Source organism: Cupriavidus sp. 05L411, from assembly GCF_056398045.1.
Map to the genome: position 1 here is coordinate 242,229 of NZ_JBFTOQ010000008.1, position 15,148 is coordinate 257,376.

The 15,148-nt window shown below is 65.6% G+C and carries 12 protein-coding genes; 5 read left to right on the forward strand and 7 right to left on the reverse strand.

Annotated features, from left to right (window positions below; all coding sequences use genetic code 11):
- Nucleotides 1–68 precede the first annotated feature (68 nt).
- Nucleotides 69–275, reverse strand: a complete 207-nt coding sequence (locus AC1DQR_RS12425) for a cold-shock protein (protein ID WP_006157526.1) — start codon at nt 273–275, stop codon at nt 69–71.
- Between the two features lie 513 nt (nt 276–788).
- On the opposite strand from AC1DQR_RS12425, the gene clpS reads away from it, so the two are divergent.
- From clpS to AC1DQR_RS12445, 4 genes are all read left to right on the forward strand, one after another.
- Complete coding sequence (gene clpS / locus AC1DQR_RS12430; protein ID WP_006157525.1) at nt 789–1,115, forward strand: ATP-dependent Clp protease adapter ClpS; 327 nt, start codon at nt 789–791, stop codon at nt 1,113–1,115.
- The gene (gene clpA, locus AC1DQR_RS12435) at nt 1,112–3,406 is read left to right on the forward strand and encodes an ATP-dependent Clp protease ATP-binding subunit ClpA (protein ID WP_043349328.1); all 2,295 of its coding nucleotides are present in this window, start codon (nt 1,112–1,114) and stop codon (nt 3,404–3,406) included. Before clpS ends, clpA begins: the two co-directional genes overlap by 4 nt.
- A 152-nt stretch (nt 3,407–3,558) precedes the next feature.
- Entirely contained in the window at nt 3,559–4,572 is a 1,014-nt protein-coding gene (locus AC1DQR_RS12440) for a Bug family tripartite tricarboxylate transporter substrate binding protein (RefSeq protein ID WP_416049622.1), read from the forward strand.
- Nucleotides 4,573–4,586: 14 nt separating this feature from the next.
- Entirely contained in the window at nt 4,587–5,429 is an 843-nt protein-coding gene (locus tag AC1DQR_RS12445) for a VOC family protein (protein WP_416049621.1), read from the forward strand.
- A 32-nt stretch (nt 5,430–5,461) separates the two neighbouring features.
- Here AC1DQR_RS12445 and dut read toward each other — a convergent pair whose 3' ends face one another.
- The 6 genes from dut to AC1DQR_RS12475 form a co-directional block, all read right to left on the reverse strand.
- Nucleotides 5,462–5,962, reverse strand: coding sequence for a dUTP diphosphatase (gene dut, locus AC1DQR_RS12450; RefSeq protein ID WP_006157522.1), 501 nt, complete (start codon nt 5,960–5,962; stop codon nt 5,462–5,464).
- Nucleotides 5,963–6,054: 92 nt separating this feature from the next.
- Nucleotides 6,055–7,077, reverse strand: coding sequence for an LLM class flavin-dependent oxidoreductase (locus tag AC1DQR_RS12455; RefSeq protein WP_416049620.1), 1,023 nt, complete (start codon nt 7,075–7,077; stop codon nt 6,055–6,057).
- 47 nt (nt 7,078–7,124) lie between these two features.
- On the reverse strand, nt 7,125–8,321 hold the full coding sequence (gene coaBC, locus AC1DQR_RS12460; RefSeq protein WP_416049619.1) for a bifunctional phosphopantothenoylcysteine decarboxylase/phosphopantothenate--cysteine ligase CoaBC: 1,197 nt from the start codon (nt 8,319–8,321) through the stop codon (nt 7,125–7,127).
- Nucleotides 8,322–8,582: 261 nt separating this feature from the next.
- On the reverse strand, nt 8,583–9,122 hold the full coding sequence (lspA, locus tag AC1DQR_RS12465; RefSeq protein ID WP_416049618.1) for a signal peptidase II: 540 nt from the start codon (nt 9,120–9,122) through the stop codon (nt 8,583–8,585).
- On the reverse strand, nt 9,122–12,013 hold the full coding sequence (ileS, locus tag AC1DQR_RS12470) for an isoleucine--tRNA ligase (protein WP_416049617.1): 2,892 nt from the start codon (nt 12,011–12,013) through the stop codon (nt 9,122–9,124). The genes lspA and ileS overlap by 1 nt, the downstream gene beginning before the upstream one ends.
- A 148-nt stretch (nt 12,014–12,161) precedes the next feature.
- A complete protein-coding gene (locus AC1DQR_RS12475) occupies nt 12,162–13,169 on the reverse strand; it encodes a bifunctional riboflavin kinase/FAD synthetase (protein ID WP_416049616.1) in 1,008 nt (335 codons plus the stop codon).
- Between the two features lie 188 nt (nt 13,170–13,357).
- Here AC1DQR_RS12475 and AC1DQR_RS12480 point away from each other — a divergent pair, with 188 nt between their 5' ends.
- A complete protein-coding gene (locus AC1DQR_RS12480) occupies nt 13,358–15,148 on the forward strand; it encodes a hybrid sensor histidine kinase/response regulator (protein ID WP_309405990.1) in 1,791 nt (596 codons plus the stop codon).

Below are 15,148 nucleotides of genomic sequence, written 5' to 3' on the forward strand. Positions count from 1 at the left end.
GATGATCCCCCGCATCCTGTCGTGGCCACCTCAAGCTCTACCGGCTGGTGCGGCCGCGCACCGAATCTTCAGGCGTGATCCTGGATATTGGTGGCTTGTTTGCCCTTGGGGCCCTGGATGATTTCGAAGGATACGCGCTGACCCTCTTTCAGGGTCTTGAAGCCATTCATCTGGATGGCCGAAAAGTGCGCAAACAGTTCTTCTTCGCCGTCGTCCGGCTTGATGAACCCAAAGCCCTTGGCGTCATTGAACCATTTGACGATACCGCTTGCCATAAACTCCCCCAACAAAAAAAGCAGGATACGAGCGGGGGAAAGCGCCGCGGCCAGTGGGCGCCCGGCTAGTGTTCTTGCGCGCTGCCCGGATGGAACCGGGTCGGGCGCAAAGGCACGACTGTGCGGGCACCGCGTGGCGGCCAGTTTGATGTGCTGACTCGCCGCCGCTGGATTCGTGGGCCTCCCTGCTCACGGATCACTCAGTCCGGATGATTGCTTGGCTCGCGTAACCAGACGTGAATGTGCGAACGATTCTTCTGTCAAACCTGCGCACTGTCAAGTTGGCAGATTCCCCACTCCCGGTAGGGTGTGGCGGGAAAGGAACGGCTGTAGATGGTATTTTGGAGGGAAAGGGCGCACCGCGAAGGCGTGCGCACTCCCGTCCAAGTGACCCACGAGTGAACCCGGATGCCTTCGGCGTCCACGGAATCTGGATGGCCGCTGCATCGGCCTCTTGAATCCGGTGTCTTTTCCCCAAATTGCAGAGTTGTGCGTAAGGGTTAGAATAAAGCCATGGCTACACGGCTGGCAAATGTCCCACAACGCGAAGCAGGCACCGTACTGGAGCGGAAAGAGCAGGCGCTCAAACCGCCCGCCATGTACAAGGTGTTGCTGCTGAATGACGACTTCACCCCGATGGAGTTCGTCGTGATGATCCTGCAGCAGTATTTCAGCAGGGACCGGGAGACGGCAACGCAGATCATGTTGACCGTCCACCGGGAGGGTAAGGGGGTCTGCGGCATCTATACCAGGGATATCGCGGCAACGAAGGTCGAGCTGGTGTCAACCCACGCACGGCAGGCGGGTCATCCGTTGCAGTGCGTGATGGAGGAAGCATGATTGCGCAAGAATTGGAAGTCAGCCTGCACATGGCGTTTGTTGAAGCCAGGCAGGCACGCCACGAGTTTATAACCGTGGAGCACCTGCTACTGGCGTTGCTTGACAACCCCACGGCAGCGGAAGTCTTGCGCGCCTGCGCAGCCAATATTGAGGATTTGCGCACCAGTTTGAAGAACTTCATCGCGGACAACACGCCCGTGGTGCCTGGTACCGACGAGGTGGATACCCAGCCCACGCTGGGCTTCCAGCGCGTTATCCAGCGCGCCATCATGCATGTCCAGTCCACTTCCAACGGCAAGAAGGAAGTGACCGGGGCCAATGTCCTGGTGGCGATCTTTGGCGAGAAGGACTCGCACGCGGTGTACTACCTCCAGCAGCAGGGCGTGACCCGGCTGGATGTGGTCAATTTCATCAGCCATGGCATCCGCAAGGACCAGGCCGAGCCCGCCAAGCATGGCGACGGCACGGCCGAGGGCGAAGGCGGTGATGGCAAGGAGAGCCCGCTCGAGCAGTTCACCCAGAACCTGAACACGCTGGCCAAGGCTGGCAAGATCGATCCGCTGATCGGCCGCGAGAGCGAGGTCGAGCGGGTGGTCCAGGTGCTGTGCCGCCGGCGCAAGAACAACCCGCTGCTGGTGGGCGAGGCGGGCGTCGGCAAGACCGCGATCGCCGAAGGCCTGGCTTGGCGCATCACCAAGAACGAAGTGCCCGACATCCTCGAGAAGGCGGTCGTGTACTCGCTCGACATGGGCGCCCTGCTGGCCGGCACCAAGTACCGCGGCGACTTCGAGCAGCGCCTCAAGGGCGTGCTGAAGTCGCTCAAGGACAACCCGAACGCGATCCTGTTCATCGACGAGATCCACACGCTGATCGGCGCGGGCGCCGCTTCGGGCGGAACGCTGGACGCCAGCAACCTGCTCAAGCCGGCACTGTCGTCGGGCCAGCTCAAGTGCATCGGCGCGACCACCTTCACCGAATACCGAGGCATCTTCGAGAAGGACGCGGCCCTGTCGCGCCGTTTCCAGAAGATCGACGTGGTCGAGCCGTCGGTCGACCAGACCGTGCAGATACTGCGCGGCCTGAAGTCGCGCTTCGAAGAGCACCATGGCGTCAAGTACGCGGCAGCGGCGCTGACTGCGGCGGCTGAGTTGTCGGCGCGCTTCATCACCGACCGCCACTTGCCGGACAAGGCCATCGATGTGATCGATGAGGCCGGTGCGGCCCAGCGCATCCTGCCCAAGTCCAAGCAGAAGAAGACCATCGGCAAGGGCGAGATCGAGGACATCGTTTCGCGCATCGCGCGCATCCCGCCGCAGAGCGTCAACCAGGATGACCGCAGCAAGCTGCAGACCCTGGATCGCGACCTGAAATCGGTGGTGTTCGGTCAGGAGCCGGCCATCGAGGCGCTGGCTTCGGCCATCAAGATGTCGCGCGCAGGCCTTGGCAAGACGGACAAGCCGATCGGCTCCTTCCTGTTCTCCGGCCCAACCGGGGTGGGCAAGACCGAAGTGGCCAAGCAGCTTGCCTTCATCATGGGCATCGAGCTGCTGCGCTTCGACATGTCCGAATACATGGAACGCCATGCGGTGAGCCGGCTGATCGGCGCGCCGCCGGGATATGTGGGCTTTGACCAGGGCGGCCTGCTGACCGAGGCCGTCACCAAGAAGCCGCACTGCGTGCTGCTGCTGGACGAAATCGAGAAGGCGCATCCGGATATCTTCAATATCCTGCTGCAGGTAATGGATCATGGCGCGCTGACCGATAACAATGGCCGCCGCGCCGACTTCCGCAACGTGATCATCATCATGACCACCAACGCGGGAGCGGAAACCATGAACCGCGCCACCATCGGCTTCACGTCCTCGCGCGAGCAGGGCGACGAGATGGTCGACATCAAGCGCATGTTCACGCCGGAGTTCCGTAACCGGCTGGATGCCATCATCAGCTTCCGCTCGCTCGACGAGGAAATCATCCTCCGCGTGGTCGACAAGTTCCTGATGCAGCTTGAGGAGCAGCTTCACGAGAAGAAGGTGGAAGCCAGCTTCAGCGACCACCTGCGCAAGTTCCTTGCCAAGAAGGGTTTCGACCCGCTGATGGGCGCGCGGCCGATGCAGCGCCTGATCCAGGACCTGATCCGCAAGGCGCTGGCTGACGAACTCCTGTTCGGCAAGCTGGTGTCCGGTGGCCGGGTGGTGGTGGATCTCGACGAGCAGGACCAGATCAAGCTGGACTTTGCCGAGGCTGCCGCGGAACCGCCGGAAGCGCCGGAAAACGAGAAAGCGGAAGTCTAGGGCAAAGCGCGAGGGGCAGGCAGAGCGGACCTTGCCTGCAATTCGTGCTATCCTCGGGCAAAATACAGGGCGGCAGCGATGCCGCCCTTTTTGTTTTGGCCGGGTGCGGCTGCGCACCGCAGCTGTGCGCCCGCCATCCGTCTGAGTACCCGATGTCTCAATCCCAACGCTCGCGGCTGCGCCGCCTGCTGCTCAAATCGTTGCCCTTTGGCGCGATGCCCCTGATTCCCGTGCCTGGCCTGGCTGCCCTGGGTGGCGATGCCACGACGGGCGCGTCCGGCCGACCGATCGCCATGGTGTTGCCATTCCCTCCGGGGGGCAGCGTCGATATCGTCGCACGCCAGCTGCAGCCCGGCCTGAAGAGCGGGCTCGGCCAGACGGTGGTGATCGACAACAAGCCAGGCGCCGGTGGCCTGATTGCTTCGAGCACCGTGGCCCGGGCCAAGCCTGACGGCAGCACGCTGTTGATGGCGTTCGACACCCATGCCATCAACCCGATTGCGTACAAGAACCTGCCCTACGATACCTTCCGCGACTTCACGCCGATCTCGCAACTGGTGCGTTTTCCACTGGTGATCGCGGCCAACCCGTCGTTGCCCGCGTCCAACGTGAAGGAGTTGGTCGCCATGGCGCGGCAGAAGCCGGAGAGCATCCACTACGCGTCTTCCGGCATCGGTAGCCTTAACCAGCTCGCCGCCGAGGCGCTGGCGACCGAGGCCGGGGTGCGCTTTCTCCACGTGCCGTACAAAGGTGGCGGCCCGGCGGTGCAGGCTGTTCTGTCCAATGAAGTCGACATATTTTTTTCCAGTTATGCTGCCGTGCAGGCGCATGTGGCTGCCAAGACGATCAAGCTGCTTGGCGTGACCGGCACCACCCGCCTGCGCCAGTTCCCGCAGTTGCCAACCGTGGCCGAGCAAGGCTATCGCGGTTTCGAAGCCTATTCATGGATCGGCGTGTTTGGCCCGGCCGGGTTGCCGGAGCCGACGGTGGCGCGCCTGCACGATGCCTTGGTTCAGTCGTTGCGGCAGCAGCGCGTGGTGGATGCGCTGGCCATGCAGGGCTTCGAGATCGTGGGCGGCAGCCCCGCTGAGCTGGCCAGCCTGGTGCGCCACGAGCACGACAAATGGCAGGCAGTGGCGCGCAAGGCCAATATCCAGTTCGATTGAAGCGAGAGGGTGCGATGACGATGGAACCGCTAGACCACGCCGTGATGGTGTGTCCCGACCTTGACGCTGCGGCGCAAGCCTGGCGCGGGTTTGGCTTCACGCTGACGCCGCGCGGTTACCACACGCTCGGCTCGCAGAACCATTGCGTCATGCTGACGCGCGACTATCTTGAGCTGCTGCATGTCACCGCGCCAAGCCCGACGCGGCAGTATTACTGGGATGCGCAGGAGGCCGGGGGCGGCTGCGCAGGGCTATCCTGCAAGAGCAGCGATACGTTCACCGCCGCGGCACAGCTGCGCGGTGGCGGCTGGCACACTTCGGACCCGATCGAGTTCTCGCGGCCGGTGCGGCTGGACGATGGCACGGAGCATCCAGCGACCTTCCGCGTCGCCGCGATCGACGATGCACCGGGCGCGCGCTTTTTCATCTGCGAACACCGCACGCCGGAGTTGCTGTGGCGTCCCGAATGGACCACGCATGCCAACGGTGCCGTGGGCATCGCCACGATGTTCCTGGTGGTGGCGCCGTCCCTGGTGGAGGCTGCCGGGCGTGCCTACGCCGAACTGACCGGCGGCGAGATGACGCAACTGAGCGATCACATCTGTAGCCTGGCGCTGGATGGCGCCACGCTGGTGGTGACCACGCCGCAGGCACTTGCCGCCGCGACCGGCACCGAGCATGTGCGCCGCGCCGTGCCGGGGTACGCCGCCATCCGGCTGCGCACCAGCGACCTGGCCGCGGCCCGCCGCGGGTGGCGTGAGGCGCGCGTCGGGGCGCTCGACCTGGGGCCCGATGAGAGCCTGATTCCTGCTTCTCTGGCTGGCGGCGTGGCGCTGCTGTTCGAGCAGGCGCGCTAATGTAGTAGCGTCGAGCGCGCCGTCTTTCCCGCTTAGCTGCCGCTCTTGGCGTGATGCACGCCGGTTGAGCCGAAGCCGCCCGCGCCCCGCACGGTGTCTTCGGAGAACACTTCCACGGTCTTGAACACGGGCCGCAGCACCGGCACGAACATCATCTGCGCGATGCGCTCGCCCGGCTGGATCACGATCGGCTCGGTGCCGGGCGCATTGCGGTTCCACACGCTCACCATGATCGGGCCCTGGTAGTCGGCGTCGATCACGCCGATCGAGTTTCCCAGCACCAGCCCTTTCTTGTGGCCCAGGCCAGAGCGCGGCGCGATGGTGGCTGCCATGTAGGGGTTGCCCATGTGCACGGAGATGCCGGCAGGCACCAGCTGCGCCGGTGTGCCCGGCTCGATGGTGAGCGCGGCATCCAGGCAGGCGTGCAGGTCGATCGCCGCCGCCATATCGCTCTGGTAAGCCGGCAGGCCCCATTCATGCAGGCGTGCGTCAAGCACCTTGATTTCGACGGTGGGGTTGGCTTCGAATGTCATGGCTGGTCGGTCTCGGGAAAACAAAAAACAAAACGTTGGCAACCCGAGATGATAGCCGAGCTTGCTCGCCCCCTAGCCGCCCTTAGTGGCTCTTAGTCGCCCGACAGGTCGAACGCCTGCGCCAGCAGTTCGTAGGTGCGCAGCCGCGCCGCGTAGCTGGCGGCCACGCTCAGTACCACCAGTTCGTCGGCAAGGAAGCGCTCGCGCAGGGCCAGCATGCGCTGCGCCACCTGTTCGGGCGTGCCGCAGATGGTGCGCGGGCGCTCGCGCTCGACGATCAGCCGGTCGCGCTCGCTGAGCTCGTGCTGCGAGGCTTGCGCGAGCGAGGGGATCGGCGCGTTGACGCCATAGGCCATCTGCAGCCGGCGCAGGTCCACGGCGCGCTCCAGCTCTGCCGCCTCGGCCTCGGTGTCGGCACAGATCACGAAGATCGCCGCCGCGCTATAAGGCTGCTCGTCATAGCCCGCTTCGAAATCGCGGCGGTACTGCTGTGCGACGGCGTGTCCCACATGCGGATTGATAAAGTGGGCAAAGGCAAAGCGCAGCCCCAGGCGCGCCGCCAGGGCGCCGCCGAAGTCGCTGGATCCCAGCACCCACAGCTGCGGCCGCGTATCGATCTCGGGCTGCAGCACCACGCCCTCGGCGATATGGCCGGGCGGCATCTCGCCACGGAACAGCCAGGACAGGTCCCGCACCTGCTCCTCGAACTGGTCGCCCCGGTTGTACTGGCCCATGGCCACCGCCTGCGCGGTCCGCATGTCGCCGCCCGGCGCGCGCCCCACGCCAAGATCGATGCGGCCCGGGAACAGGGCCTCCAGCATGCGGAACTGCTCCGCCACCTTGAAGGGGCTGTAGTAAGGCAGCATGACGCCACCCGAGCCCAGCCGGATGCGCTTGGTTACGCTGCCCAGGCGCGCCAGCATGACTTCCGGCGCCGGATTGCACACGCCGCGCAGCCCGTGGTGCTCGGCGCACCAGTAGCGGGTGTAGCCCAGTGCTTCGGCGGCCTGCGCCAGCTCCACGGTGGCGGCCAGCGCGTCGCGCGCATGATGGCCGGCGATGACCGGGCTCTGGTCGAGCACCGAGAGGCGCAGTTTGGGTTTGCTTGCGGACATGTCGAGGGTCGGGGCCGGGTGATGTTCGGGGGGCTGGGCGCGCGGATTCAACGGCGCGTGGGCAGGCGCTGGGCGATGGCCGCGACCAGGTCGCGCGCCAGCGTCAGCTTGTCGGCGCGCGGCAGGCGGGTCATGCCTTGGGCATCGAAAAGCACGATCTCGTTGTCGTCCATGCCGAAAGTGTGGTGGCCGATATTGCCCACCAGCAGCGGCACGTTCTTGCGCTGGCGCTTTTGCTCGCCATATTGCTCGAGCTTTTCGCTTTCGGCGGCAAAGCCCACGCAATAGGGCGCGTTCGGCTTTGCGGCCACGGCGGCGAGGATGTCGGGGTTCTGCACGAAGTGCAGCGTCGGCGTGTCGCTATCGTTGGCCTTCTTCAGCTTCTGGCTGGCGACTTCGGCGGGACGCCAGTCGGCCACCGCCGCGACCGCAATAAACACATCGGCGCCTGGCAAGCCCGCCATTACCGCATCGTGCATCTGCTGCGCGCTTTCCACGTCGGTGCGGGCCACGCCGCGCGGCGTGGGCTGGCCCGTCGGGCCGGCCACCAGCACTACGTCGGCGCCGGCCTCGCGGGCCGCGCGCGCGATGGCAAAGCCCATCTTGCCAGAGGAACGGTTGGTAATGCCGCGCACCGGGTCGATGGCTTCAAAGGTAGGCCCGGCCGTGATGACCACGCGCCGCCCGGCCAGCGGCTTGGGCTGGAAGAACGCGATGATGTCGGCAAGCAATTCCGATGGTTCCAGCATGCGGCCGTCACCGACTTCGCCGCACGCCTGGTCGCCGCTGCCGGGGCCCAGCAGGGTTACGCCGTCCTTGCGCAACTGCGCGGCGTTGCGCTGGGTGGCGGGCGCCTGCCACATCTGCAGGTTCATGGCCGGTGCCACCAGCAACGGACAGTTGCGGGCGATGCACAGGGTGGTCAGCAGGTCGTCGCACAGGCCGTGCGTCAGCTTGGCGAGGAAGTCGGTGGAGGCGGGCGCGACCAAGATGGCGTCGGCTTCGCGCGAGAGATCGATATGGGCCATGTTGTTGCCCACGCGTGCGTCCCATTGGGAGGTGAAGACCGTGCGCCCGGAGAGTGCCTGCATGGTCACCGGCGTGATGAATTGGGTCGCGCCTTCGGTCATGACCACCTGCACGGTGGCGCCGGCCTTGGTCAGCAGGCGGACCAGTTCGGCCGATTTATAGCAGGCGATGCCGCCGGTCAGGCCAAGGACGAGATGCTTGCCTCGCAGATCCATGGATATGCTCTTCGCTTGAAGTGGTTGTCCGGTTGTCCGGTTGTCCGGTTGTCCGGTTGTCCGGTTGTCCGGTTGTCCAGTTGTCGCGGCAGGCGGCAGCGCTTGCCGCCCCCGCGCCGGAGAAATGTCAATAATACCGGCTTGCCCGCGCGCGCGTTGGCGGCGCTGCCAACGCGCCTTGCGCGCCGCCATCCTGCCAGTCAGGCAGCACCATGAAAAACGCCCGCATGATGCGGGCGCGATTGGCGTGCCGTTGTGGCCTCAGTGCCGGCGAACGCGGCGCAGTTCGTCCACGATCAGCAGCACAGCGCCCACCGTGATGGCGCAGTCCGCCACGTTGAAGGCCGGCCAGTGGTAGTTGCGCACATAGAAGTCGAGGAAGTCGACCACGTGGCCGTACACCACGCGGTCCACCACATTGCCGATGGCGCCGCCAAGGATCAGCGAGATCGCAAAGCAGAACAGGCGCTGCCCGGTATGGCGGTACAGCATCCAGATGATGAACAGCCCCACCACCACGCCAAGGCCGGTGAAGAACCAGCGCTGCCAGCCGCCGGCATCCGCCAGGAAGCTGAAGGCGGCGCCCTTGTTATAGACCAGCACCAGGTTGAAGAAGCGCGTTACCGGACGGGATTCGCCATAGGCGAAGGTCCGCACGATGACGATCTTGAAGAACTGGTCCAGCACGATCACCAGCAGGGCGAACGCCATCCACAGTAGCGGGGTGGTGTTGCTGCCTTTGGTGCCCTTGCTGCTGGCGCGTTTGGTGCCGCGCGCGGTGCGCGTGGTGGTGGCGGCCATCAGGCGTGGCTCCTGTGTTCACCGGCGCCGAACAGGTTGCTGTCGCAGCGGCCGCAAAGGGTGGGGTGGGCCGGGTCGCGGCCAACGTCGGCACGGTAGTGCCAGCAGCGCTCGCACTTGGCGTGCACCGACGGCGTCACGGTGACCAGCAGGTCGCCGCCTTCCGGCGCCGGGGCTACCTTGGCGGCGGACGTCAGCAGCACGAAGCGCAGGTCGTCGGACAGGCTCTGCAGCGCGGCCAGCACCGGGCCACCGGCCTGGATGGCGACTTCGGCTTGCAGCGAGGAACCGATCTCGCCGTCCACGCGCACCGCTTCGAGTTGCTTGGTGACTTCGGCGCGGGCTTCGCGGATCACATGCCACTTCTGCAGCAGGTCGTCGGCCTGGTCGATCGCCGGCACGTCGTAGTAGGTGCTGGTGAAGATGGTGTCGGTGTGCTCGGTGCCATGGCCGAAGATCTGCCAGGCCTCCTCCGCCGTGAACGACAGGAACGGTGCCATCCAGTGCAGCATCGCCTGGGTGATGTGGTACACGGCGTTCTGCGCGGCGCGGCGTTCCTTCGAGTTGGCCGCGGTGGTGTAGAGGCGGTCCTTCAGCACGTCCAGGTAGAAGCCGCCCAGGTCTTCCGAGCAGAAGGTCTGCAGCTTGGCGACCACCGGGTGGAACTCGTAGCCGTCGTAGTGCGACAGGATTTCCTGTTGCAGGCGCCCGGTCAGAGCCACCGCGTAGCGGTCGATTTCCAGCCATTCCGACGCCGGCAGCGCGTGCTGCGCGTGGTCGTAGTCGGCCAGGTTGGCCAGCAGGAAGCGCAGTGTGTTGCGGATGCGGCGATAGCCTTCCACCACGCGCTTCAGGATTTCGTCGGAGATCGACAGTTCGCCGGAGTAATCGGTCGAGGCCACCCACAGGCGGATGATCTCGGCGCCCATCTTGTTCGACACGTCCTGCGGCGACACCGTGTTGCCGATCGACTTCGACATCTTGCGGCCTTCGCCGTCCACCGTGAAGCCGTGGGTCAGCAGTGCCTTGTAGGGCGGCTTGCCGTACAGCATCGAGGCGGTCAGCAGCGACGAATGGAACCAGCCGCGATGCTGGTCCGAGCCTTCCAGGTACAGGTCAGCCAGACGACCGTCGGGCAGGTCGGCCGATGCGTCGTACAGGTCTTCGCGGTGGGAACCGCGGATCACGGTCCAGTGCGTGGTGCCTGAGTCGAACCACACGTCGAGCGTGTCGCGGTTCTTCTCGTACATGGCGGCTTCTTCTCCCAGCAGTTCCTTGGGGTCGAGCGTCTGCCAGGCTTCGATGCCGTGCACTTCCACACGCTTGGCGATTGCCTCCAGCAGTTCGGGCGTGCGCGGGTGCAGTGCGCCGGTTTCCTTGTGCAGGAAGAAGGCCATCGGCACGCCCCACTGGCGCTGGCGCGACAGGGTCCAGTCGGGCCGGTTGGCGATCATGTTGTGCAGGCGCTGCTTGCCCCACGCCGGGTAGAACTCGGTTGCCTCGATGCCGGCGAGCGCGGTTTCGCGCAGGGTCGGGCCGTTGGTGCCGTCTTCATTGACCGGATCCACGTCCATGCCCGCGAACCACTGCGAGGTGGCGCGGTAGATGATCGGCGTCTTGTGGCGCCAGCAGTGCATGTAGCTGTGGGTGTACTTGTGCGAATTGAACAGGTTGCCCGAGGCCTTCAGCACTTCGACGATCTTGGGGTTGGCGTCCCAGATTTTCTGGCCGCCGAACAGCGGCAGCGTGCTGGCATAGACGCCGTCGCCCATGACCGGGCTGATGATGTCCTTGTCGTTCATGCCGTGCGCCTTGCACGACTGGAAATCCTCCACGCCGTAGGCCGGCGCCGAGTGCACGATGCCAGTGCCGGTATCGGTGGTGACGTAGTCGCCCAGGTAGATCGGCGACAGGCGGTCGTAGCCCGCGTCCATCTTGGACAGCGGGTGGTGGAAGCGGATCTCCGACAGCGCTGCGCCGGTGGTGGTGGCCAGCACCTTGCCTTCCAGTTCGTAGACCTTGAGCTGCTCTTCGACGCGCTCGGTGGCCAGGATCAGGAAGCCGCGCGTGGTATCGACCAGCGCGTATTCGACTTCCGGGTGCATGTTCAGCGCCTGGTTGGACGGGATGGTCCAGGGCGTGGTGGTCCAGATCACGACCCAGCCCGGCTTGGCGGCGAGCTGCTCGGCCGGCAGCTTGAAGGCATGGGCCAGTTTGTCGGTTTCGGCGAAGGGGAAGCCCACGTCGATGGACAGATCGGTCTTGTCCTTGTACTCGACCTCGGCCTCGGCCAGCGCCGAGCCGCAGTCGAAGCACCAGTTCACTGGCTTCAGGCCGCGGAACACGTAGCCCTTTTCCATGATTTTGCTCAGCGCGCGCAGCTCGTCGGCTTCGTTGCTGTAGTTCATGGTCAGGTAGGGATGTTCCCAGTCACCCAGCACGCCCAGGCGCTCGAAGTCCAGCTTCTGGCGGGCGATCTGCTCGGTGGCGTAGGTACGGGCGCGCGATTGCACTTCCTGCACCGGCAGGCCCTTGCCGAACTGCTTTTCGATCTGGATCTCGATCGGCATGCCGTGGCAGTCCCAGCCCGGCACATAGACGGCGTCCAGCCCGGTCAGGCCGCGCGCCTTGACGATCATGTCCTTGAGGACCTTGTTGACCGCATGGCCGATGTGGATGTCACCGTTGGCGTACGGGGGGCCGTCGTGCAGGATGAACTTCTTGGCGCCCTTGCGAGCGGCCCGGATCTTCTTGTAGAGCTGCTTGTCCTGCCATTGCTTGACCCACAGCGGCTCGCGCTTGGGCAGGTCGCCGCGCATCGGGAAGGGGGTCTCGAGCAGGTTGACCGGGTACTTGCTTTTTTCGGGCTTGGCGCGTTTGTCGTTGGACATGTCGATTCTCGGGGCAATTCGGTTGGCGCGCGGCACTAGCTCGGCTGGGTGCGGGCGCGCGGTACGGCGTGGACCGGCTGCGGAGGGTACCGCGGGCTGGCTTCGGGTTGGGGTAGCGACCCGGGTCCCGCCGCGCGGGAACGGGGCGCTAGCTAATTCGGTCGGTGGCGGAGGTGGCGAAGTCGCGGCTGCCCGCGGCCGGGGGCGTGCCCTCGGGCGAGCCAGGCACGGTCAGGCCGAAGAAGGCACGCGCGTCTGCGCTGTCCTTGGCAATGGCGGCGGTCAGCGCCTCCAGGCCATCGAAACGGGCTTCATCGCGCAGCTTTTTCATGAACTCGACCCGCACCAGCTTGCCGTAGACGTTCTGCCTGAAGTCGAACAGGTGCACTTCCAGCAGCACCCGGCCGGCATCTTCGATGGTCGGGCGCACGCCGATGCTGGCCACGCCCGGTATGGCGTTCTCTGCCAGTCCATGCACCTGTACGACGAAGATGCCGCTGACTGCCGGCCGCTTGTGGGAAATACGCAGGTTGATGGTGGGAAAGCCCAGGTCGCGACCAAGCTTGCGGCCGTGGACCACGTGCCCGCTGATGGCATAGCCATGGCCAAGCAGGCGGCGCGCGTGTTCGAGATCACCATCGCCCAGCGCCTGCCGCACGGCGGAACTGGAGATGCGTACGCCGCCTTCGGAGACCGAGCCCATCTGCTCCACGTCGAAGCCGAACTGTGCGCCGGCCTGTTGCAGATAGGCAAAATCGCCGGCGCGCCTGGCACCGAAGCGGAAGTCGTCGCCGACCAGCAGCCAGCGCGTGTGCAGGCCGTGCCAGAGTACGTTCTCGACGAATGCTTGCGGGGACTGCGCGGCGAAGTGTGCGTTGAAGTGCTCAACGACGACACGGTCGACACCGTTGCGGCGCAGGCTTTCCAGCTTGTCGCGCAGCAGCGCAATGCGCGTTGGCGCCTTTTCCGGCGTGAAGAATTCGCGCGGATGCGGCTCGAATGTCATCACGCATAGCGGTAGCCCGCGTGCATCCGCCGCAGCGCGCGCGCGGGCGAGCAGCGACTGGTGGCCGCGGTGCACACCGTCAAAATTGCCGATGGTGAGGGCGCAAGGCGCCCGGCTTTCGGCGTTGGGCAGGCCACGGAAGACTTTCACGAGGACGGCAACAAGCGTTTGGGTAAAGCGAGCATTATAAGGCGAATGGTGGACAAGTTTGGCCTGGCGGCGGTGGCCGGCATGCCCGGACTGGCGTTTTTGTGCACGGATCGACCCATCGCCGTGGCGTTGCGCCCCAAAAGGCGGCATGATACGGCGGATCGCACTCGCTGCCCCCCAGCCCTCCTTTGAACGCGCTGCTAAACCGAATCCTGCCGCCGCCAGGGCCTCCGCTCGATACCGAAACGCGGGCCAAGCTGCTGGCGACCATCCATCGCGTCTCCCCCACCGCCATCGTCGCCTCGGTGGTGCTTCCGGCTTTGACCGCGATCGCCTTCTGGTCGGCCGCCGACCATAGTGCCCTGGTGGGCTGGTGCGGCGTCATGCTGGTGCTGACCGCGGCCACCAGCTGGTTCTACTTCGGCTACCTGCGCGATTGCGCCACCATGAGCCGCTCGGCGCACACGCGCAAATGGTGGGCCAATATGCGCGCAATGGCCTTCCTGACCGGCCTGACCTGGGGCAGCTCCGCGCTGCTGCATCTCTATACCGGCTCCACCGTCTTTTCCAGCGTGCTGTACCTGCTGGCGCTTGGCGTGCTGGCGGGCGGCGTTACCGCGCAGTCGCCGGTACCCTCCAATCTGGTCTACGCCGGTATCCCGATCCTGGTACCCAATATCCTGCTGGCCGAGTACGCCTTCCCTGGCCATGGCACGTATGTGCAATTGCTGCTGGTGGTCTACGCCATCATGCTCACGCGCCATGCGCTGAACCTGCAGCGCACGCTGGTGCGGGCCATTCAGCTGGAAAGCGACAGCCGCAGGCTGGCCAAGCAATTCCAGGAGGAGAAGGAGAGGGCGCTGCATGCCAGCGAGGAAAAGTCGCGCTTCCTGGCCGCCGCGAGCCATGACCTGCGCCAGCCGGTGCACGCGCTGGTGATGCTGGTGGAGGCGCTGCGCGCCCGCAACAAATCATCCTCGCTCCATCCGCTGGTGGAGCAGGTAGCCGCCGGCACCCAGACCATCGACCTGCTGTTCCGCTCGCTGCTGGACCTGTCCAAGCTCGAGGGCCGCAAGGTGCTGCCCACGCTGGAGCCGTGCGAGCTCAGCCACCTGATCAGCGAGGTCATGAGCCAGTTCGCCGCCGACGCGCGGGAAAGCGGCCTGACCCTGACCCCGCGCGTGCCCGAAGAGCTGTACGCCATGGCTGAGCCGGTGCTGCTGCGCCGCGCGCTGTTCAACCTTGTGCAGAACGCCCTGCGCTATACCCGGCGCGGCGGCGTGCTGGTGACCGCGCGCGAGCGCCGCAAGCATATCCGCGTGGAGGTGTGGGACACCGGAGCCGGGATTACGCCCGAGCATCTGCCGGACATCTTCTCGCCGTATTACCAGGTGCACAACCCGCAGCGCGACCCGTCCCAGGGACTGGGGCTCGGGCTGGCGATCTTCAAGGAATGCGTGCGGCTGATGCGCGGCACCTACGGCGTGCGCTCCGTGCCCGGCCGGGGATCGGTGTTCTGGTTCTCGCTGGCGCCGGTGGCGGCCGAGACCGTGGCAACCATCCGTACCGTGCGGGCCAACGCGCAGGCCGAGGATGCCAAGCCCGACCACCTGCGCGGCACCGTGCTGGTGGTCGACGACGACACCCAGATCCGCAAGGCATGGATTGCGCTAATGGAGGCGTGGGGCATCCAGGTTGCCTGCGCCGCGCACGGTGCGGATGCCGACCGCCTGTTCCTCCAGGGACTCAAGCCGGACATCATCTTCTGCGACCTGCGCCTGCCTGGCAGCGAAAACGGACTGGACCTGCTGGAGCGCTGGCAGAACACGCAGCCGCAGGCGCGCAGTGCGCTCTTGTCGGGCGACCTGAAATCCGCCGCGCTGGCAGCTGCCGAGGAGGCAGGCTACTTCGTGCTGCCCAAGCCGGTCGACCCGGCCGCACTGAGACTGTTGCTGCGGCGCTGGCTGCGGCCAGCCTGA